Here is a 21,013-nt window from a genome sequence, read left to right on the forward strand (position 1 = left end):
GGATCTCTGCGCATACACGAAATGAGCTGGGTGGACATCCGGACCTTGAGCCCGGGATCCTGCCGCTCGGAAAGAAGGAAATATGGCTGGGAAGCTGGAAGGCAAAATCGCCCTTATCACTGGCGGTAACTCTGGAATTGGATTCGCAACCGCCAAGCGTTTTGTCCAGGAAGGTGCATTTGTCTACATCACCGGAAGAAGGCAGGCGGAACTCGAAGCTGCAGTCACGAAACTCGGACCTCAGGCGAAGGCAATTCAATCCGATGCTGCCAAGATTGAGGATCTCGATTCACTCGTAGACCAGATTCGAAGCGACAAGGGCAGGATTGATGTTCTCTTTGCGAATGCCGGCGCAGCGAGCATGGCGGCTCTCGGAGAGATCACTGAAGAGCACTTCTACAGCATCTTCGGAGTCAATGTTAAGGGCCTCCTATTCACAGTACAGAAAGCCTTGCCTCTCATGCCGAATGGCAGTGCGATTGTCTTAAACGCGTCTATCGAGTCGATCAAAGGCAAACCGGGTATGAGCGTGTACTCAGCTAGCAAGGCTGCTGTCCGTTCGTTTGCCCGGGGGTGGACAAGTGACCTGAAAGATCGCGGCATTCGGGTGAATGTAATCAGCCCTGGCTCGACAGAAACCCCAGGCCTCGAGGGTTTTGTAGGCGCTACAACCGAGGAACAGAAGCAGCGGCTATACAAGCACCTCAGCGGCGACATTCCCTTGGGGAGGGTTGCAAAGCCAGACGATATCGCTAAGGGGATCGTCTTCCTGTCCTCCGATGACGCAAGTTTTATTACGGGTATCGAACTGTTCGTGGACGGTGGCGCGGTCCAGGTTTAACGCGGATCTTCGCTCCCAGGGCAGTTGACTTGGACAGTTAACACCTTGGCCTGAGTAAGAGGGGGCTCCCCCCAAGTATCAAAGCTTGATGGGCGTAATGTGTGGCGGTGGCTCGCAGTTCAACTGCGGCCAACATTGAATTTTGTCGCTCCCGAGGACGTCACCATCGAGCGGAAAACAGACACCAACCAAAGGTTAATCAGATGGGAAGATGGCTCAACATGCTGTTGAGGTACGGTTCGATTGAAGAGCGGACTACCTCTCGCCCGCATTTTGCCGCGCTTAGCTTGGCCGCGATTCTCATATCCGGTTGCACGGTCGGGCCCCGGTATCACCCGCCACAAACACAACTTCAACCTTTTCACAATGCGCCCGGGATCGAGGCGAGGCATGCATCCCTCCCGGCACCAGCTCTCGACACATGGTGGGAAGGATTCCATGATCCGGAGTTGAATCAAATTGTCCATCGTGCGCTCGATCAGAATCTTGATCTAGCTGCGGCCCTCGCCAGGGTTGAACAAGCGCGAGCTGCTGCTAAAGCGGCTGGGGCAAAGTTGATGCCGTCTGGCGCACTGACAGCTCAATCGCAATCGTACCGTCAGTCATTGGAAAGTCCCGTTGGCCGCTACGGAACCCAGTTTCCTGGATTCGATCGAAACCAAAGCTATCTTGACCTCGGTGTCGTCGCAACATGGGAGGTCGACCTATTTGGTGGTTTGAGGCATGGCGCAGAAGCAGCAACCGCGGAGTTTCAGGCCGCCCAGGCCGAAGGTATCGGTACGCGGGTTTCTGTCGTGGCTGAAGCCGCAGATGCTTACATGCAGATTCGAGGCACGCAGGCGAGAATTCTTTACGCTAAGGAACAGATTGATACAGACGAACATCTGCTTAGCCTGGTGTCTCAGCGGAAGAAGGCGCAGATCGCATCGGACCGTGAACTTGCTCAGGCTGAAGCGGTACTCTCACAAGCACGCGCGATCCTCCCACAGCTTCAGATCATCCTCGAAGCGCAGCTAAATCGGCTCGACGTGTTAATGGGTACACAACCCGGCACATATGCTGCAGAGCTTTCAAAGCCCGCTCAAATCCCCGTTATACCCTCGATCACGTTGTTAACCGATCCATCGGACTTGCTCCGCAGGAGACCAGACGTCATCATCGCAGAGCGGCGAGTGGCCGCGTCGAATGCGCGAATCGGGCAGGCCATTGCGGAATATTATCCGAAAATTTCCCTATCCGGATTTCTGGGCAACGAAGCGATCAGTCCGGGCAATCTCTTCCGCGACAAAGGATTCCAGCCCAGTGCCGTGGCAGGTTTGCGCTGGAGACTGTTTGATTTTGGCCGCGTAGACGCAGAGGTCAAGCAAGCGAAGGGCGCGAATGCGGAAATGCTTCTCGCTTATCGCAAAGCAGTCTTGCGAGCGGCGGAAGATGTTGAGAATTCCTTCACCCTCCTCGGTCAATCCGAGGCAAGAGGGGATGAGCTTCTTCGCGAGATCTCGTCGCTACAACGCGTGCGTGATCGCTCGCAAGAAGCGTATCAAGCGGGGATCATCCCCTTGACCGATGTTCTGGACGCTGACCGACAACTATTAATTGCGCGCGACGAATTAGCGGTAACAAGTGAAACAGCTGCACAAGCTGCGGTCGGATCGTTTCGTGCTCTCGGAGGGGGCTGGACGCCGTAAGGCGACGTCGGATTCTTCGGGAGTGGGCTATAACACCGCAGCGTAACAAGAACGGCGAGGAGTGAACACACAAAATGACGAACAACGTGGTGAAGACTGGAATCTGCGCAGCAATCACGCTGCTTGGCCTCATTGGGTGCTCCAAGCACGCCGAAGATGACCCCAGGACGCAACCGGTATTGGTACGAACAACAACGCTCGATGCGCCGACTGGAGGTTATCAGGCGTTCACGGGGATTGTGACAGCACGCGTCGAGAGCGACCTGGGGTTCCGTGTCCAGGGCATGATCACGCGCCGGCTCGTCGACGTGGGACAGACCGTACATGCTGGCCAGCCGCTCATGAAGATGGACATAACTGACTTCGCGCACGCGATTACCAATCAGGAGCAGATCGTTCGAGCCGCGAAGGCGAAGGCAGACCAAACCGCAGCCGACGAAGCCCGCTACCGCCCCCTCGTTGCAACCGGTGCCGTTTCGGCGTCAACATACGACCAAGTCAAAGCCGCAGCCGACGCTGCGCGTGCCGAACTTCAGGCAGCGGAAGCGCAAGGGCGTATCGCCAATGATCAGGGAGACTACTCCGTTCTGCTAGCAGATTCGGATGGAGTTGTGGTCGATACTCTTGCGGAACCAGGACAGGTGGTTGCTGCAGGACAGACCGTCATCAAGCTGGCTCATGCTGGGCCGCGAGAAGCTGCCGTTTATCTACCGGAAACGGTTCGTCCCAAACTCGGGTCTAGTGTCCGAGCCGAACTCTATGGCTCCAAAGAATTGGTTACAGCGTACCTTAGACAACTCTCTGATGCGGCAGACAGCGCTACACGCACGTTCGAAGCACGTTATGTGCTCGGCGGCGCTGGTGCGAAGGCCCCGCTCGGCGCCACGGTGACAGTTCAGCTTCCGGCGAGCACTCCCGTGAATACGGTTGCTGTGCCGAATTCCGCTGTCACGGACCGGGGAAATGGACCAGGCATCTGGATCGTGAATAGAAGCAATTCGACCGTCTCGTTTCACCCAGTCACCGTTGTGCGAATGGATGAAGAGAGCACTTACATCGACAATGCCGCCCGCTCCGGAGATCTCATCGTTGCGCTCGGAGCACATCTCCTAAGCGAGGGCGAACGAGTGCGCGTACAGCGGAGTGAGGTAGCAGCGCGATGAGTAAATTTAACGTTGAAACTCCGAAGATCGAGAGCCCGGAGAGCCAGAAGGGATTCAATCTTTCTGCTCTTGCTGTACGAGAAAGATCCGTCACAACATTCTTCCTACTTGCAGTCATTATTGCCGGAATCGTCGCCTATTTAAGACTTGGACGAGCTGAAGATCCCGTCTTCACAGTCAAGGTCTTTACCGTTGCCGTGGCATGGCCTGGAGCAACGGCGCAGGAAATGCAGGATCTGGTAGCCGAGCCTCTTGAGAAGCGGATGCAAGAGCTGACCTACTACTACCATGTGGACACGTTCACTCGTCCTGGGCTCGCATTCCTCACCGTCACTCTGCAGGATTACACGCCTCCGGAACTGGTACAGGAGGAGTTTTACCAGGGCCGAAAGAAGATACAGGATGAAGCGTCACGGTTACCGCAAGGTGTATTCCCACCGGTCCTTAACGACGAATATACCGATGTCATCTTCTCCGTATATGCAGTCAAGTCAAAGAATATGCCCCTTCGCCAGCTGACGAGAGAGGCGGAGTCGCTGCGGCAAGACCTGCTGCATGTTCCCGGAGTCAAGAAGGTGAATATCCTTGGGGAGCAACCCGAGCGCATATTCGTCGAATTTTCCTATGACAGGATCGCCACGTTAGGCATTCGTGCGGAGGACATTTTTGCTGCTCTCGTCAAACAGAACGCGGTCACTCCTGCAGGTTCGATCAATACCAGAAACCAACAGGTATACATCCGGCTTGATGGGGCTCTGGATGATCTGAAGAAGATTCAAGAGACACCGGTCGCCTCGAAGGGACGGACCTTCAAGCTCTTAGATATTGCAAATGTCTACCGCGGCTATGAAGACCCCGCACAATTCGTAGTTCATCACAATGGTGATCCCGCGATGATGCTCGATGTTGTGATGAAGGATCATTACAACGGCCTCGCCCTCGGAAAGTCGTTGGAAGAAGAACAAAAGCGCCTGGAGACGAACCTGCCGGCTGGTATCACTTTCGTCAAGGTGATCGATCAGTCTCAGGTGATCAAGAACGCAGTCGATGAATTCCAACTCAAGTTCTTTGTCGCGCTGTCGGTGGTCATGCTTGTCAGTCTCGTGAGCCTCGGATGGAGAGTTGGTCTCGTCGTTGCGGCCGCTGTTCCTCTAACGCTATCGGCAACCCTGGTCGCGATGCTCGGCGCGGGCATTAACCTCGATCGGATTTCGCTCGGAGCGCTCATCCTAGGCCTTGGCTTGTTGGTCGACGATGCCATCATCGCGATTGAGACAATGGTTGTAAAGATGGAGGAGGGGTGGGACCGAGTCAAGGCTGCAAGCTATGCCTGGAACCATACAGCAGCCCCGATGCTCTCCGGCACCCTCGTCACAATTATCGGTCTGATGCCAATCGGATTTGCGCAATCGAGTCCTGGTGAGTATGTTCGCAATCTCTTCTGGGTGGTCTTCATCGCTCTCCTCATCTCTTGGGTTGTTGCGGTCACGTTTACGCCATTTCTCGGGGTTAAGATGCTACCCAACATTCATCGAATGGAGGGAGGATATGCGGAGATTTATGAAACACCCAATTACCGAAGGTTCCGCAGTCTGGTTGTCGCGGCGGTTGAACATAAGTTCCTAGTCGCAGGCGCCGTTGTAGCACTGTTCGTGACCAGCGTTCTCGGGATGAAGTTTCTCCAAAAACAATTCTTTCCAAACTCGGACCGGACGGAGATTCTGGTGGACGTCACTCTTCCTCAAGGTACGAGTATTGAAGCGACTGAGGGCTCGGTTAAGAAGCTCGAGGAATGGTTAAAGAAGCAGAAGGAAGCGACGACCGTGACCTCCTACACGGGAGGTGGCGCACCACGGTTCTATCTTGCCTACAACCCCGAACTTCCGGATCCCAATTTTGCCAAGTTAATCATTTCGACTCCCGACGAAAAAGCACAAATGCAACTCCTGACGAGGTTACGACAGCAACTCGCTGCGGGTATGGTTCCAGAAGCCAGAGTGCGTGCAGCGCGCTTTGTCTTCGGGCCATATTCTCCATGGCCTGTGGCATTCCGTGTAAGCGGGCCGGATTTGGCGAAGGTTCGCGAGATCTCAGAGAAGCTTCTCAAGCTAGCGAAAGCCAATCCGCATACGAGACAGGTAAACCTGGACTGGAATGAGCGTGCTCCGACCATTCACTTTGTTCTCGATCAGAATCGGTTGCGCTTGCTCGGACTGACGCCTGCGATGGCCGGGCAGCAGATCCAGTTTCTCACCACGGGCGTGACAGTTACCCAGGTTCGAGAAGACATCCGCGCCGTCGATGTAATCGCGAGAACAGCGGGAGAGAACCGGCTCGATCCAACCAGGCTTATGAATATGACTCTTCAGAGCAGCGATGGTCGAGCCATTCCACTCAGCCAGGTTGGAACCGTGGAAGTTCGTCCAGAAGATCCCATCTTGAAGCGTCGCGACCGGCTCCCCACGATCACCGTGCAATCCGATGTTGACGATGCCCTTCAGCCCCCGGACGTGTCTGCCGAGTTGGCGAAGTCGTTTAGACCCGTCAGCGACTCCTTGCCATACGGCTACAAAGTTGAGGAGGGAGCAGGAGTCGAAGATTCACAGAAGGCCAACACCGCTCTTGCTGCCGTCTTCCCGATGATGATCGTCTGCATGCTTGTAGTCATCATCTTTCAGGTTCGCTCATTACCGGCGTTGGCGATGACGCTATTGACCGCTCCACTGGGATTGGTTGGTGTCGTTCCGATGCTCCTCGTCTTCCATGTTCCATTTGGGTTCAACGCGATCATCGGCTTGGTTGCGCTCGGAGGAATTCTGATGAGGAACACTCTGATCCTGATTGGACAGATCAAGACCAACAGAGACGAAGGCCTCGATCCATTCCATGCGCTCGTAGAGGCAACGGTGCAGCGTTCCCGTCCGGTTGTCCTAACTGCGCTTGCTGCGGTTCTCGCCTTTATTCCGTTGACCTTCTCTCCATTCTGGGGATCGCTGGCATACACCCTGATCGGCGGAACGGCGGTTGGAACAGTTCTCACCCTAGTGTTCCTACCGACGTTCTACTCCATCTGGTATGGCATTCGGCCAATCGAGCGACCCGTTTCCAATCTGGTCGCGCAGTAGATATCTCTCGGAAGGGTGAAAAAGAATGACGAATAAAGAACAACTCATCCGAAGCGCGCTGAGAGTTTGGAAGCTGAACGAGATACGTTTCTATCGAACCTTGATCGTGCTATGCCTGATATTTATTCGGGCGCGCAGATTAAGGAAGCGTCAGGCAAGATTCATCTGGCGTTATGGAATGCATTCACCCAGTGAACGCTCAAGGAATGGCTCGAATCCCACACCGGCGCCTCCAACGAAGAGTTCGCGGCTGATCCCACAAGAAATCGGTTCACCGTGAGGGTGAACCGAACCGCTCACATGGCATACCATTTGGGCCAAGCGACACTGGCCAAATCCCCGCGCTGACGCGTTCGTCCGAAATGCCTGGTAGTACTTGCATGCTCAGGCTGACAGACGCCGCCATTTAGACTCGCATCTGGGTTCTCCATGTCGGTTTATTCGGGGATCCAAAACGGTCAACCGCTCCCGTGAAGGAGCGGCTGGCAGCATGCGAAAGCAGCCATCTTGTTATCCCAGCTTAAAGACCTCGGTCTTGAACCAATCATTCATCCCGTTGAAGGTGGCATCTTCCTCAGCGCCCCACGATCCCCGGAAAGGCTTAGCTGCTTCTACCAGAACTTCATGGTCGTCAGTTGCGAGCTTTTCCATCGTCTGCTCGACAAACTGCGGTAGCGGCATTGAACGCGGGTCCTTGCTGCTATCCAAGAGATCCGTTCCCACCCAGGGCGGAGCAAGTTCCTGAACCTTCACGGAAGTCCCCTTCAGCATATAGCGAAGCACCATCGAGTAGGCGTGGAGAGCTGCTTTGGTCGTGCTGTACAGTCCTGTAAACGCTAGCGGCGAGAACGCCTGGATCGACGAGTTATTCAGCACTACGGCATAAGGTTGTGCTTTGAAATGCTCAATGAGAGCGCTGGTCATGCGGATCGTGCCGTAGACATTCGTCTCGTATTGAGAAATAAGAATGCTCTCATCAATCGGCTTCGAGACATCGTCAATCAGCATCAGGCCAGCGTTGTTCAGGAGCACATTGAGCTGGGGATACTTCTGAGTAAGGGCTTTTGTGACACTTGCAATGCTGTCGGGATCTCTAACATCCAACTCCACAGAATCCATCCCCGGATTCGCCTGAATCACGTCCGACAGATTTGCCTTGCGACGACCTGCGACAATGACCTTATTCCCCAGTTTATGGAACCCTTCGGCTAAGCCACGGCCGATTCCGGATCCGCCGCCAGTCACCAAGATTGTGTTACCCGTCAATTTCATACTTCCTCCTAGTCCATTCCTTGAGGGCGCCGATCAGCAGCCCAAATCCCATTCATATAGAGTATGATCGTAATCTTAATGATGCAAAAAACTGCACAGAAACAGTGGCTGCGACGCTTTCTCAGCGTGGCCGCGATTGAGCTTGACAGCCGCATATGGTCCACAAGATCTCCCTCTAAAGGAACATGAGCCCGTCCACTGTGCTCAGTATCCATAGGAAGCGAGGTTGAGTCTTGTCTGGCTGTTGCACAATTTGGATTCTTGGCATCCTGAATCAGCTCGATGGACCCTGTGCTCTAATTGTCAGGAGCTCACCTATTGAGCAGGAACCGAAGGAGTATCGATGAGAAAGTCGAAAGCAGAGAAAGCAGACACTCATTCCAAGATCGTCTCGATTGCAGCTAAGCGTTTTCGGGAGCGCGGCCTAGAAGGCGTTGGCATTGATGAGTTAATGAAAGAGATCGGGGCGACCGCTGGAGGCTTCTATAAGCACTTTGCATCCCGGGATGATCTGGTCATCGAGGCGCTTGGCGAAGCATTTCGAGATCTGGACAAGTTAGAGCAACAATCCGAAGACCTGCAGGCACTGTTGAGCTCGTTCGTAAGCGAGGAACACTGTGCTCATCCCGGGAACGGTTGCGCGATCACTGCAGTTGCAGGAGATGTTCGACATGCGAGCACAGGTGTAAGAGCGGTGTTCACCGAACGCGTCAAGCATGGTTTCGGCTATTACGCGGACCATCTGAATGATGGCGATGCACAGTCGCGGCGTGCACGAGCGATACTGATCTTCAGTGCAGCTCTCGGAGGAATAACCCTAGCCCGTGCAGTTAGTGACAAGTCGCTCTCTCGTGAGATTATCGCTACTCTGCGGGAAGAACTCGTTACCCTCAGCAAACCGTCAGAGCAGCGAGGAGTCGCAGTCACGCAACGTCCAGTTCGAAGGAAAGCTCGACCGGCATCGAAATAGGTTGCTCACAACGGGAGAGCGATCAATCGTTGCAGGCAAAATGTATGATGCGACATCAAGAACTCAGCCTAAGGCAGAGCGTTCTTTGTGGCGGCGCTACAAGACCTAAGGAGTATCACATGCTTCACCTCGCGCCACATCCTCGGCCCAATCGTGCGCTCGTCTTGCAACCAATGCAGTGACCAAGGATCGCACAGTTCCCGCGCGCGAAATCATCATGCGCTCGTAATCGCCCAAGTCGTCGGCCGCGTGGAACGGCGTGAGATTCGATGGAGGCAGTTTGGTTGGAGCCTCCAGGTCTTCATCGACCGCCGTCGCCAGGACTTGCAATTCGCACACGATGGCTGCCCTTATGTCTGGACGCACTTTGCACCGACTTGCTGGATCTTCTGTGGCATCGCGGACGTAGAGCACCTGACTCCAGGCAAGAGCAGCCGCCGAAAGCGACGCTTGAATGATCAAATCGCTCATCTCTGCCTGTGAACGTCGGTCTGCGCCCACATCGTATTCGATGCTATCGTCAAGGGAACGTAGCAAGGTTAAGTCGAACCCGATCTGCCTCCTCAATGACGCCTCCTGCCGAAGCACTTCCATGGTGTCTCGGGTGACATCCATCGAAGTGGCATCAGCAGTCTTCCGAATGACGGAAGCGAGCACCTTCTGCATCCGCGTCACAGAGCGGGCAACGCCAGAGGGAAGAAGACTTTTTCTCTGCGGACGGCGTTGTTTGAAGCGCGGTGCTTGCAGACAGAAGTAGCAGTCTGAGACAGATGGGAAGCAAGCTGGCTCGCCGACGATTAGCCAGGAAGCCGAAGTTACGAATGCGTACGAATCCGCTGGGTAGTATATGGAGCAGGAAGCGCCGTAGGAACTCTGCAACCGGCAAGCTCATGAGCCGTTTCTGGTTGCCATGCGCGGAGTCTCTCCAACGAAAGGTGACCTTGCCATTTGCTAGTGCTACGAGTCTGTGATTGGAGATAGCGACACGATGGGTATAAGCGCCCAGATAGCGTAAGGCGTGCTGTGGGCCTCCAAAGGGGCGCTTGGAATAGACGATCCAGTCGTGTCGGAAAAGGGTTCGCAGCCAGGAGTCGAAGGCACGTGGTTCAGCCAAAAACTGGAGGTGGCCGTGAAACTGCAGCTTGTCTGTATGAAAAGCAGTTCTTCAGTCCGGCGACAAACTTACCTCGAAAGACGCGACTGAGTACTTTAAGGGAAGGAAGAAGGCACGTTGGGAGTTGATCCAGCGGGTGTGATCCGGAGTTAGCCCGCCAGCCGACAGGATGCAATGGACATGAGGATGAAATAACAATCGTTGGTTCCAGGTATGCAAGACACTGAAGAAACCAATCTCGGCTCCCAGATGACGAGGATCTCGGGCAATCTCCAGGAGCGTTTCTGCACTGGAGTGAAATAGCAGGTTGAAAACGGTCTTCTTATTCTGCAGGGCAAGCGGGGCCAGTTCGCGAGGTAAGGTAAAGACGGCATGCACATAGCGCGTTGGCAATAGTTCCTCTTGCCGCGCCTGAAGCCAGCGCAGGCGGGCGTTGCCCTGACACTTGGGACAATGCCGGTTACCGCACGAGTTGTAGGAGATGGCGATGTTGCCGCAGCCTGAGCAACGGTCCCGGTGAGCGCCAAGCGATGCCGTACGGCATCGATGAATCGCCAGCAGAACCTTTTGATGTTGCCAGCCAATCCAGTGCCGGCTCTGTTCCAGGAAGGAGGCTCCTGCGCTACGAATAATATCAGCCAACTCCAGAGGCGGCCGATTTATGCGCGCGGGGTTTGCCCTCCCGATTGGCGCAGAGTAAGCGCATCTAAAGGACTGGTCGTGGCATGGAGATGTTGGCTGGACAAATGCAGATAGATGGTCGTCTCCTCTAGATCGTGGTGTCCGAGCAACATCTGAATGGTACGCAGGTCGGTCCCGGCTTCTAGCAAGTGAGTAGCAAAGCAGTGCCTGAGCGTGTGCGGGTGGATATTCTTGTGCCCCAGGCCAGCCCGCTGGGCAGCCCGATGACATGCCCTCCAGACAATCCTGACCGAGATGGGGCGGCTTCCGGTGTGGTGGCAATTGCCAGGGAATAACCACTCTGTCGGTTTGCGCCGAAGCCCACGCCAATAGCAGCGAAGTTCCTCCAGCAGCTTTTGGCTTAGCATCACGTCGCGGTCGCGGTTGCCCTTGCCGCCATGAACATGAATCACCATCCGCCGGCTATCGATATCGCTGATCTTCAGATGGGTCAGTTCCGAACGCCGTACTCCAGTACCATAGAGCGTCATCAAGAGAATGCGATAAAAGGGAGGCGCGGCCGCATCAATCAGGCGGGCGACTTCTTCCTGACTGAGGATCTCCGGCAACCGGACTACCTTTTTAGGATAAGGTGTCTCGGCGATGCTCCAGTTCCGCTTAAGTACCTTGATATACAAGAACCGTAGCGCGGCTAGCCTCTGACTAACAGTGTTCGGACTGAACTTCAACTTGCTGAACAACATCGCTTGGTACTGGCGAATATGTTCCCGACCCAATTGATCAGGGCGGCAACGGAAATACTGACTGAAGTGCTCCACCGCATGAAGATAGGTACTGATGGTTGTTTCAGCGTAGTTGCGACGACGCAACTCCTCAATCATGAGCTGTCGTAGACGAGTCACAGAGAGGTCCTCCTTCTCTGCGACAAAACTACGCCTTCAGTCACTCATGCAGGTTCCTCAACACGCGTAAGCGTCCGCCGCCTAGCGGCTTCGTTCAAGTCCTCTTCGGGGAGATCTAGCGAGATTGAGCACAAGAGCTTCCGACCATGTTGCTTTCTGAACTATGTTCCAGCAGAGCGCAAACTGAGGTTAGCTGGACACTCAGATCTGGGCGTCATTTCAAAAGCTTGATCAAGTTGCTGCAAGACAGGCTTTATAACTATAACTCCGGCCACGCTGATGTTTTGGTTCTTTGGACCTCGTTCTAAACAGGTTTGCTAGATCATATTGTCGACTCGGTGGCACTTGAGGAGCAGATAAGCTGTTCGTTGCGATTGCTGGGATTTTTTCCGATGCATTCCGATTCTCAGCAGTTCGTTGGTGTTGCGTATTGGGTCACGGCTTTCACGGCGATAACACGGGTTCGAATCCCGTCGGGGACGCCAAATGTTTTCAGTCACTTAGCAGAAGCCCCCTGTTTTCGCCCGGGAGCTTTTGGGGGAGCAGTTAAGCCCCTTTTCAGCGATTTGCGGACGAAATTCCGGCCGCACCATCTCTACGACTTTCTGTTGCGCCTTCCTCTTCGCCGGCATCTGCGCCTGAGTATAGACATCCATAGTGATTCGTATGGATGCATGGCGCAGCAGCTCCTGGACTACCTTCATATCTTCACCGTTCGCCTTGAGCAAAGTCGAGTAAGTATGGGGAAAAGTGTGCCACGAAACCCGCTTCTGAATTCCCAGCTAAAGCATTTTCGCTTCTACTATGAACCAATCAACATTTGCGAAGTGTGGTTTTTCTTGACAAAAGCCACGAATACCTCCGCTGTTCGGTCTACGCTAAAAGCGAAAATGCTCCAGTATTCCCGCAATCGAAGATCAGGAAAGAAGATCGATCCTATAAAGCACTTGAACGGCCGAGAGTTTCGTTTGCTTGCTGGATATGGAACTGCGTATAACTAGCGCGCTTGATGAAACGGGAGCCTGGTTAACCGCGGCTTGTCTCGTACAAGAACCATGACCTTCTCTGGGCTTCGTCGATCCAGTTTTCGAGGAGACTCGCGGACGCGAGGTCGCCGGCCTGATCACAGAGTTCGTGAAGGCTGCGCATGCTCAGGGCGAGTGCTTTGTTGTCTTCCCACAATTCGCTAAGCATATCCTGCGGAGTGACGTAATCGGCGTCGTTGTCATCGATCCTCTTGAGACGCGCAATATGTCCGATGGACTGCAGCGTCGTGCCGCCAATCTTTCGGACGCGCTCGGCGATCTCATCGGTCATTCCGAATAGTTGATCCCCATGCTCATCGAGAAGCAAGTGATAGTCGCGGAAATGCGGGCCGCTCATATGCCAATGGAAGTTTTTCGTTTTGACGTACAGAGCGAAGACATCTGCGAGAAGGATGGTGAGTGCTCCGGAGATTTGTGCAACGGAATCCGGTGCAAGGTCGGTATGGGCAGAATGGGCTGCGACTCTGCGGGCGGCCAACTCTTATTGTGATTTTGTCATATTGTTAGCTCCTAGTGATTGTGCTAATTGCTAATGTCTGACGGCATACTTGGAAGCTAATTCTTCCAGGCCCCCTATGAAGATGCCTTGGAACAGATTGTGAGCCTCCTCATCGCTTACTCCGTTTGGCGTGAAAGTCCCGGCCCACTCGACTTGGCACTCTTTGCTGCCATCCACCGGAGTCGCGCTTATCCTGGCCAAGTAATCGGTCACCGGGAAAGTAGCCTGCAGGATCGAGTAACTGTAGGTTCGCCCAAAGCGATCAAATCGCTCCAGCCGTTCGATGATACTCTGCCCATCAGCGGTCACGAGATGACGAATGCGTCCCCCGTTCGACAGAGTGCTCTTGGGGATGAAGGCGGGCATCCAGTCTGGCAGGGAGCCAAAACCTCCAATCAACTCCCATACCTCGTCCGCGGAAACATTAAGGTTGATGGTTGCCTTTGCCGAGGCCATAAAAAAATCCTCCCTATTTGCGATCGATTGGAAGAGGAGCGTTCGGTGAAACAAGAGCTTGCTTACGCAAGTCCTGCCAAAAGTCATTGGGCACGAAGGTACTGAGTGCGGTATGGTCTTCGGAGATGCGTTCAGGTCTGCTTGCTCCCGGAATAATCGCTGCGGACGCCGGATGCGCAAGCGAAAATTGCAAGGCTGCTGCTTTGATTGAAATCGCATATCGCTCGCAAAGGGTCTTGATCTTCTGCACCTTTGCCAAAATCTCAGAGGAGGCAGGAGCATACTCAAAATGGGCTCCACCAGCGAGGACACCGGAACTGTAGGGACCTCCAACAACGACGTCAACCTTTTTGGCTTCGCACGCCGGCATCAACCGCTGAAGTGCTTTCTCGTGATCGAGAAGAGTGTAGCGGCCGGCAAGAAGAAAAGCATCAGGATGAGTCTCTGTCATCTCGATAGTCGCTTCGCAGGGCTCCACGCGATTGACACCAAGTCCCCAGGCCTTGATCATCTTCTGATCGCGGAGCTTCGTCAGCGCGACCATTGCGCCGTGGTGGGCAATTTCGAACTGCGCAATCCATGAATCGCCGTGGAAATCACGCGCGATGTCGTGGATCCAGACGAAATCCAGGTAATCTACACCGAGACGCTTAAGGCTGTCCTCGATCGACTTCATGGCGCCGGTTTCGGTGTAATCGTACACGATCTTATTCGGACGGCCGTGTTTGAAGAGTTCGCCTTTTTCGCCGAAGAATTGCGAACCTGCTACAACCTCGTCGAGGATGATGCGCCCCACTTTGCTGCTCAAGCGATATTCGTTGCGCTTGTGTTTCGAGAGCTGGTTTCCGAGGCGAATTTCAGAGAGGCCCCCGCCATAAAACGGCGCTGTGTCGAAGTAGCGGACGCCTTCCGACCAGGCTGTGTCAACGGTTGCAGCGGCTTCAACATCCGGGATGTTGCGGAACATGTTACCGAGCGGTGCCGCCCCGAATCCCAGCGGTCCATTCAATAGATACTCTCTGACACCCATAAGTTCTCCCATCGTCGGCGCTTCGTCCTGCAGGCATATCGGATCATTGGAGAGTGAGGTGGCCCGCCGCGAGCGGCTGCAGTGTACGCAGTAATATTGACGGGATCATGTATCGTTCGCAATTCCATAAATGTTGAATCCAGCGGGACCGGCCTGGGGAAAACGCTTGCGAGGACTTCCCGCCATCACAGCAACGGATCGCAACTACGCTTCCGCTACCTTTCAAGAGAAGCATCGAAGCCTGCGATTGTCATGGTATCTGCCGTCCGGATGGCGTCACGACGTATTGGTCTTCTTTATGCATAGTCAACCCTTCCACTAGCCCGCTATCCGTAATCCATCGCTGACGAATGCAGACGGATGCTTGTAGTGCCTTTCCACCGGCGTGTCCAAAAGCCCATATTCACCATGATCGGCGAGCCTCAGTGACATGCGAACTAGTGAGGCGAACGAATCTGCGCGCATCTTTCGCATAACACGCCCACGATGCACCTGGACAGTGTTCTCCGTAATTCTTAGTTCGTATGCTGTTTGCTTGTTAAGAAAACCTGCCACGACGTAGCGCATGACTTCCGCCTCCCGGGAGGTGAGCGACCGCCAACGGTTTTTCAAATCTTCGTCCTCTCGGCGCAGGGCAAGGGTCGCTTGATCTCTTCTGAACGCCTCTTCCATTACCTCCAGCAAATGGGAGCTGCTGAAGGGCAGCGTAAGGAAGTCATGAGCGCCTTCCTTGATCGCCCGCACGCAAGAAGGAATGTCACCATCATCCGAAAGAAAAACGATCGGCGGGGCGACCGCGCCAAGCATGCGTTGAAGATCAAGCCCGGACATATCCGACAGCCGGAGACTGATGAGCAGACAGCTGGCAACCTCAGGACGTTTGCAGGCAAGAAATTCGGACGCCGATTTGAGCCAATAGGCACGAGTTCCCTGGGATTCGATGACCGCGCTAGCTTCTTGGCCCAGGCTCTCGTCATCGGTGACGATGTACGCAACTCGCGATAGGTCGCGGGTGCTGGCCCCAATCCAATTTGCCGATCGGTTTGCTGCTGATATATGCATGTGTAGCGTGTCTGAGAGCATCTTTGCCTGAGAAGGGGAATGACGTTTGTCATCAGGGTCGAGGGAATGAACCCGGAAGTGCCTGGCGGTTACCGCCTTGTCAATGGCGAGGTCAATGCTGCCAATGAGCGAACCGTCCTGGCGCACGAAGGCCACGAGATGACCTCCAGTGTCGACTACGGCGATGTTGTAGGCGATTCCCAAGCTGGCGGCTTTGACCTCAGCGGCTGATAGCATACACTGCACATCTTTGAGCGTAATAGCCTCATAGGATCTCGGCACGGCGACCTCCCTGATGTTCCAAATAGACGATTGGTTTTAAGAAATCCGTCGCTGTTACGCGCATCGTTGGCTGATGGCGCTCTTTAATCTGTCACTGAAAGTGCGACTTGCACGAAGGGCCGTTCGATTCTTCAGTTTCACTAGAAGATCCTGGTTGCGGAGCGTTTTGAATCCCGAGACTTTGCTAAGGTTGACGGCGAATGACCTGTGAATGCGGCAAAACGTTTGTGCCGGCAATCTGTTCAACAAAATGGAAAGCGGCTCCCTCAAGAGGTGGGTGGCTCCATAGACATGAAGTTCGGTGTAGTCGCCAGCAGCCGCGATCCATTCAATTTCGCTTACTTCGATGACGTGTGTCCGTCTTCGGTCCGTGGTAGTGATGCGTCCCATGCTGAATTGGTAGTCGTACGAGTGAGCCATCGTCGAGGATTCCTGTTGAGCTGTACTCTCTGTCACACGTCGAAGGGCAATCTGTTCTCGTACTCGATTCAACCTTACATCGAAGCGATCGGCATTGAATGGCTTCAGCAGATAATCGGCAACTCCCAAATCGAATTCTTGAACGGCATAATGGGCGTGCTCTGTAAGGAAGACAACAATAGGTCTTACCGGCTTACACTGTAGCTCTGCAATGTCGAGATCGGAAGCTTCCAACAATGCTACATCGATAAAAATTACATGAGGTTGGAGAGTGCGGAGTTTCCGGAGTGCATCTTCGCCGGATGACGTTTGAGCGACCATTTCAAAATCGTGGTGCGCGAGAAGCCGCGCGCGGACAGTCGCTATTGCAGTCGAGTCGGCATCGGCCAGAAGCAGGCGGATCTTCATCTCTTGCATCCCCGACTTACGGGTGGGCAGCGAGTGATCGGACCCGAGCCGGCCAGGTATTTGGCGATAAGCTCTCCAAGTTTCCCGAACGCCTCCGGCAGTTGACGCGATAGCGTTTGAAAGTGAAAGCATACGTTTTAACCCGCCCCGTGAAGTGATGCCGGCTTACCGAATCTGAACCTGGCTCATCCGAGCCAATCCATTTGGCACGGAACTGGTACAAGACCAAAGCTTGAGCGACAGCATCGCCGAATAACTTTCAACCTTACATCCAGCGGCATCCAGGATTCGATATCCGACGAGAACTACCATGCGCTTTCGAGCGAGGGAAAACGATCCCGTTAAACTGGGTTTTTGAGGTAGCACAGTCGAGGGCTTTTCAGATCACACGAAAGAGGGGGGGGCGGGAACGGATGAACTCACCAATCGGCGATCAAAGTTTTATGATGCCCCGACGGAGACCGATGGCGACGGCTTCGGTGCGATCATTGGCTCCCAGTTTTTCCATAATGTGTTTTATATGCCCCTTTACCGTTTCCTCGCTGATGAAAAGCATCGAGGCGATATCGATATTACGATTTCCCTGGGCAATTTTTTCAAGGACTTCTATCTCTCTTCGACTCAGGGGAGCCTGCCCGAGGTGCTGTGCAAGTTGTGCAGCCACTTCCGGAGGTACATACCTTTGGCCATTGTGAACTTTACGAATCGTCTCCAGGAGTTCCGGGCGGGGCATGGTCTTCAATAGATATGCCTGCGCACCTGCTTCGAGTGCACGCCGAATGTCAGCGTCGCCGTCGAATGTAGTCAACATGATGATCCGTGCATGCCCGAACTCCCGCCGGATCGCCAGTAATGCGTCCACGCCGCTGATATCGGGTAGACGGAGGTCCATGAGTGTAACGTCCGGTTGGAAAATGCGGAACTGCTCTAATGCTTCTCGTCCGTTAACAGCTTCCGCGACCAATTCCATATCCGACGCATTACGGATGTAAGCGGCGATACCCTCACGCATGAACGGGTGATCGTCAACGCACAGGATTCGGATTGACGCAGGTTGCGTGGTCACGAGGGGACCTCCTACCGCTTAGGATAATGCTTTCGGAACCGCCACGGCCACCGTATCCAGCGACGGTTTGCGCGCGTATAAGCGACTGCGGCCGGGACTCGGAGTTCCACATCTGTACCCCCGGGGGTACGGGTACGGATTGCCAGGTCTGCGCCAATTGCCTCAGCGCGTTCTCTCATGCCCGCCAATCCCCAATGGCCTTCGCGACCATGTTTCAGTACTGCCGAATCGATCCCGCAACCGTCATCCCTCACTCGCAGGCGAAAGACATGTGGTCCATACTCTACCAGTATCTCGATCCGGCTTGCCGAAGAATGAGCAATGGCGTTGATGTAGGCCTCCCGTCCGATCCGATACACCTCATCGAACACGACTCTTTTCAGAGGGTGTGGATAACCTTGCACATGCACAAGGTCTTCGGCAGCCTGAGCGGGAACGAATTCGGCAGTCATTCGTCTGAACTTAGTCTCGAGATTTATGGAACTATCAGTTGTGCGGAGGCCGTGTAACGCCTCCCTGCCTTCCGCTGTGACCTGTCGCATCTGTTGCAGCAGGCGGTGCAACGTGTACCTCGTCGGTGAATCTTCTGGAAGATCGTCTTGGGCGACGTCGAGTTGCATTGAGGCGCTTATGACACCCTGTAACAAAGTATCGTGTAAGTCTTGGGCAATTCGCGTGCGCTCGGCGAGTCGGTCCTGAAATCGTCTATTGAGTTGACCCGTGACCTGCCTCAAACGAATTCGATAGAACACAATGGTAAGGACCGCGGCCAGCAAAACTCCGAGCGCCTGGAAGTACCAAGTCTGCCAGAATTCCGGCCGTATGGTGAACTTCACGTCGTTCTCAGGGCCATTCCAGATTCCGAGCGCATTCGATGCCATGATGCGAAATGTATAAGTTCCCGGAGACAAGTGAGTGTATACCACCTGCCGTGACGATGAATCATCGCTCCATTTTTGATCCAGGCCATCAAGGCGGTAGCGGAACTGTGTGCGTTGTGGCGCTGCCAAACTCGTTCCGGCGTAGCGGAAGGTGATGCTGCGGGTATTTGGTGACAAACTCAATCCTTGTTGCGGACCCGAAACTGTGGTCTCTGCTAACACCGATTCAATCCGTACCCGTACAACGCCATGATATCCTTCGGCTTCGCTTGGATCTGCGACCGCGAGTGAGTGTGGCAGCGATAGCCAGATACGTCCGGAGGAGTCAGAGATGAGTGAGCGATCCCGCCTCACGCCCTTTGTCTCGCTCAATCCATCATCGACCCCATAGCTCAACACGTCATTCTCTTTAAGAGTTCCATCGAGTAGCTTTGTCCGGTTGATTTGCAGGACGTGTTCTGCGGTGGAGATCCACAGAAAACCTTGAGCATCCTGCCCGATGCCTAGCACCTCGTCACTTAATGTGTGCGGTAGACCAAGAGGCACCTCAATTTGACCATGATCGAATCGCGCGATACCGTGAGTTGTCCCAATCCATAAAACATGGCTTGAGTCCTCGAACACTGTTCTGATATTGGGTGGCGGGTAGCTTTCCGGGAAGACATATGTGCGCCAATGGTTGCCTGAGAAATGTGTTAGGCCACCGGGCGAAGCAAACCACATTGTCCCGTCGCCAGCTTCCATAGAGGAAAAAATTGCGTTTGAGGGGAGATCTTCCTTCACGGTATATGTGGTGAATAGCCCGTTCCGCAGAACACTTATACCTCCGCTCACCGTTCCTGCCCAGACACTTCCGTCGCGTGCGCGGGTTACCGTGTAAACGCTATTCTGGGCTAGTCCATTCTTTTTGGTATAGGTTCGAAATGACCACCCATTGGTGCGCTGTATCAGCTCAGTAAGCCCACCCCTCTGTCGCCCCAGCCACAGTTCGCCTTTGACGCCGTCGATTGAATAAACAACATCATTGTTATCACCAGGAATCTCCACGCGCTTGACTGAACCATTCTCAAGGCAGAAAAGCCCGCCGGATGTCGGTCCGAACCAGGCGCGGCCAGTATCGTCTACAAAGACAGGTCCACCAATCTCTTTGAGCGAAGTGTCGCGGGAAGAGATCGACGTAAATATCCCGTCACGAAGGCGTTCGAGGCCGTGTGATCCGGCAAACCAAATGCTTCCATCGTCATCTTCATAGATCGAAGTGATTTCTGGGTCCTCCTGACTACGGAAGACCCCGGTGACTGTTTTGCGTTTGGGGTCGATGCGGTAAAGCCCAGCGTCTGTACCTGCCCATAGGCTGTGATTATGATCCCGCAGGAGTGCAAAAACCTGTGCTTTATGCAGGCTGTCAGGAAGGCTCAGATCAAGGGAGGTACTATGCTCCCATAGATGCAGTCCGCTCTCCGAGCCTATCCATACCCCACCCTGTTCCGAAGGTGCCAGAGCATTCACGCTGCGTAGCAATGTGTCGGGGAGAACCTTGGTAAACTCACCGTTCTCGATCTTGTATAGGCCCGCATCTCGCGCGCCGAGCCATAATGCCCCGGTGGGACCGTCAAGAAGGGAAATGACTATGCCATCGATGCGGTCCCGCGGGGACTTTCGTTGAAAATTGCCATTCAGAAAATGAAGAGTTCTATTTTGTGGACCCCACAGAAGCGGCTTACCGTTCTGATCCCGAGACATTGCTGTGAAGAATGCTTCGCGGATATCGAATCTCTGTACCGCATCTTCGAACACGCCATCTCGATATTTGAGTAGCCGTGGACCATCGAGCCTGATCCAGAGATCTCCATCTGTGTCCTCCACCAGTCCTCGGACTGCAACTGATCTGCGATCTGACAAGGGGAGATCGATCGGAGTGAATTCGGACCCGTCGAAACGAACAAGTCCACGTTCTGTACCCAACCAGAGGTAGCCATCGGGAGTTTGAGCTATCGCGTAGACGGTGCCGCCGGCATAACCCTTATCGGCACCCCACGTGTTGTGTATGTACTGTGCGATTGTTCGATTGCCACTCAGTGCCAAGGCTGGCATCGAAATTCGAAACGCCAGGGAAAGTGCTATGCCCGCGAGGACCCTATTGGCT

General features: G+C 54.2%; 16 protein-coding genes and 1 pseudogene. 5 read left to right on the forward strand and 12 right to left on the reverse strand.

Features of this window, described 5'->3' with window-relative positions; all coding sequences use genetic code 11:
• The first annotated feature begins 82 nt into the window (after positions 1–82).
• From AC6I7T_RS31470 to AC6I7T_RS31485, 4 genes are all read left to right on the forward strand, one after another.
• Positions 83–841 carry an SDR family NAD(P)-dependent oxidoreductase gene (locus AC6I7T_RS31470; protein WP_497795430.1) on the forward strand — a complete coding sequence of 253 codons (759 nt, stop codon included), beginning with the start codon at positions 83–85 and terminating at the stop codon, positions 839–841.
• 221 nt (positions 842–1,062) lie between these two features.
• The gene (locus AC6I7T_RS31475) at positions 1,063–2,529 is read left to right on the forward strand and encodes an efflux transporter outer membrane subunit (RefSeq protein WP_497795432.1); all 1,467 of its coding nucleotides are present in this window, start codon (positions 1,063–1,065) and stop codon (positions 2,527–2,529) included.
• Positions 2,530–2,603: 74 nt separating this feature from the next.
• The gene (locus AC6I7T_RS31480; RefSeq protein WP_497795433.1) at positions 2,604–3,692 is read left to right on the forward strand and encodes an efflux RND transporter periplasmic adaptor subunit; all 1,089 of its coding nucleotides are present in this window, start codon (positions 2,604–2,606) and stop codon (positions 3,690–3,692) included.
• The gene (locus tag AC6I7T_RS31485) at positions 3,689–6,817 is read left to right on the forward strand and encodes an efflux RND transporter permease subunit (RefSeq protein ID WP_497795435.1); all 3,129 of its coding nucleotides are present in this window, start codon (positions 3,689–3,691) and stop codon (positions 6,815–6,817) included. The genes AC6I7T_RS31480 and AC6I7T_RS31485 overlap by 4 nt, the downstream gene beginning before the upstream one ends.
• Positions 6,818–7,327: 510 nt before the next feature.
• Here the strand turns inward: AC6I7T_RS31485 and AC6I7T_RS31490 are convergent.
• Positions 7,328–8,089, reverse strand: coding sequence for an SDR family oxidoreductase (locus AC6I7T_RS31490; protein ID WP_497795436.1), 762 nt, complete (start codon positions 8,087–8,089; stop codon positions 7,328–7,330).
• A 343-nt stretch (positions 8,090–8,432) separates the two neighbouring features.
• Between AC6I7T_RS31490 and AC6I7T_RS31495 the strand changes: the two genes are divergently transcribed.
• On the forward strand, positions 8,433–9,059 hold the full coding sequence (locus AC6I7T_RS31495; protein ID WP_497795438.1) for a TetR/AcrR family transcriptional regulator: 627 nt from the start codon (positions 8,433–8,435) through the stop codon (positions 9,057–9,059).
• A gap of 105 nt (positions 9,060–9,164) precedes the next feature.
• On the opposite strand, the gene AC6I7T_RS31500 is transcribed toward AC6I7T_RS31495, so the two are convergent.
• The 11 genes and pseudogenes from AC6I7T_RS31500 to AC6I7T_RS31550 form a co-directional block, all read right to left on the reverse strand.
• Entirely contained in the window at positions 9,165–9,716 is a 552-nt protein-coding gene (locus AC6I7T_RS31500; RefSeq protein ID WP_497795439.1) for a hypothetical protein, read from the reverse strand.
• Positions 9,685–10,815: pseudogene (locus AC6I7T_RS31505) on the reverse strand (IS91 family transposase). The gene AC6I7T_RS31500 and the pseudogene AC6I7T_RS31505 overlap by 32 nt, the downstream one beginning before the upstream one ends.
• A gap of 17 nt (positions 10,816–10,832) precedes the next feature.
• Positions 10,833–11,717, reverse strand: coding sequence for a tyrosine-type recombinase/integrase (locus tag AC6I7T_RS31510; RefSeq protein ID WP_497795440.1), 885 nt, complete (start codon positions 11,715–11,717; stop codon positions 10,833–10,835).
• A 500-nt stretch (positions 11,718–12,217) separates the two neighbouring features.
• Complete coding sequence (locus AC6I7T_RS31515) at positions 12,218–12,499, reverse strand: tyrosine-type recombinase/integrase (RefSeq protein WP_497795547.1); 282 nt, start codon at positions 12,497–12,499, stop codon at positions 12,218–12,220.
• Between the two features lie 244 nt (positions 12,500–12,743).
• Positions 12,744–13,241 carry a Dps family protein gene (locus AC6I7T_RS31520; protein WP_497795442.1) on the reverse strand — a complete coding sequence of 166 codons (498 nt, stop codon included), beginning with the start codon at positions 13,239–13,241 and terminating at the stop codon, positions 12,744–12,746.
• Between the two features lie 51 nt (positions 13,242–13,292).
• On the reverse strand, positions 13,293–13,718 hold the full coding sequence (locus tag AC6I7T_RS31525; protein WP_497795443.1) for an SRPBCC family protein: 426 nt from the start codon (positions 13,716–13,718) through the stop codon (positions 13,293–13,295).
• 13 nt (positions 13,719–13,731) lie between these two features.
• Entirely contained in the window at positions 13,732–14,748 is a 1,017-nt protein-coding gene (locus tag AC6I7T_RS31530; protein WP_497795444.1) for an aldo/keto reductase, read from the reverse strand.
• A gap of 318 nt (positions 14,749–15,066) precedes the next feature.
• Entirely contained in the window at positions 15,067–16,092 is a 1,026-nt protein-coding gene (locus AC6I7T_RS31535) for a LuxR C-terminal-related transcriptional regulator (RefSeq protein ID WP_497795445.1), read from the reverse strand.
• Between the two features lie 54 nt (positions 16,093–16,146).
• Positions 16,147–17,052, reverse strand: coding sequence for a LytR/AlgR family response regulator transcription factor (locus AC6I7T_RS31540; protein ID WP_497795446.1), 906 nt, complete (start codon positions 17,050–17,052; stop codon positions 16,147–16,149).
• Between the two features lie 301 nt (positions 17,053–17,353).
• Positions 17,354–17,986, reverse strand: a complete 633-nt coding sequence (locus AC6I7T_RS31545; RefSeq protein ID WP_497795448.1) for a response regulator — start codon at positions 17,984–17,986, stop codon at positions 17,354–17,356.
• Positions 17,987–17,997: 11 nt separating this feature from the next.
• Complete coding sequence (locus tag AC6I7T_RS31550) at positions 17,998–20,961, reverse strand: sensor histidine kinase (protein WP_497795449.1); 2,964 nt, start codon at positions 20,959–20,961, stop codon at positions 17,998–18,000.
• Positions 20,962–21,013: the final 52 nt, after the last annotated feature.

Source organism: Humiphilus diazotrophicus, assembly GCF_059726315.1.

Bases quoted from the DNA above. Each gene is read 5' to 3' on its own strand.
- AC6I7T_RS31470 (WP_497795430.1), top strand. From the start codon at position 83: ATGGCTGGGAAGCTGGAAGGCAAAATCGCCCTTATCACTGGCGGTAAC.
- AC6I7T_RS31475 (WP_497795432.1), top strand. From the start codon at position 1,063: ATGCTGTTGAGGTACGGTTCGATTGAAGAGCGGACTACCTCTCGCCCG.
- AC6I7T_RS31480 (WP_497795433.1), top strand. From the start codon at position 2,604: ATGACGAACAACGTGGTGAAGACTGGAATCTGCGCAGCAATCACGCTG.
- AC6I7T_RS31485 (WP_497795435.1), top strand. From the start codon at position 3,689: ATGAGTAAATTTAACGTTGAAACTCCGAAGATCGAGAGCCCGGAGAGC.
- AC6I7T_RS31490 (WP_497795436.1), bottom strand. From the start codon at position 8,089: ATGAAATTGACGGGTAACACAATCTTGGTGACTGGCGGCGGATCCGGA.
- AC6I7T_RS31495 (WP_497795438.1), top strand. From the start codon at position 8,433: ATGAGAAAGTCGAAAGCAGAGAAAGCAGACACTCATTCCAAGATCGTC.
- AC6I7T_RS31525 (WP_497795443.1), bottom strand. From the start codon at position 13,718: ATGGCCTCGGCAAAGGCAACCATCAACCTTAATGTTTCCGCGGACGAG.
- AC6I7T_RS31530 (WP_497795444.1), bottom strand. From the start codon at position 14,748: ATGGGTGTCAGAGAGTATCTATTGAATGGACCGCTGGGATTCGGGGCG.
- AC6I7T_RS31540 (WP_497795446.1), bottom strand. From the start codon at position 17,052: ATGCTTTCACTTTCAAACGCTATCGCGTCAACTGCCGGAGGCGTTCGG.
- AC6I7T_RS31550 (WP_497795449.1), bottom strand. From the start codon at position 20,961: ATGCCAGCCTTGGCACTGAGTGGCAATCGAACAATCGCACAGTACATA.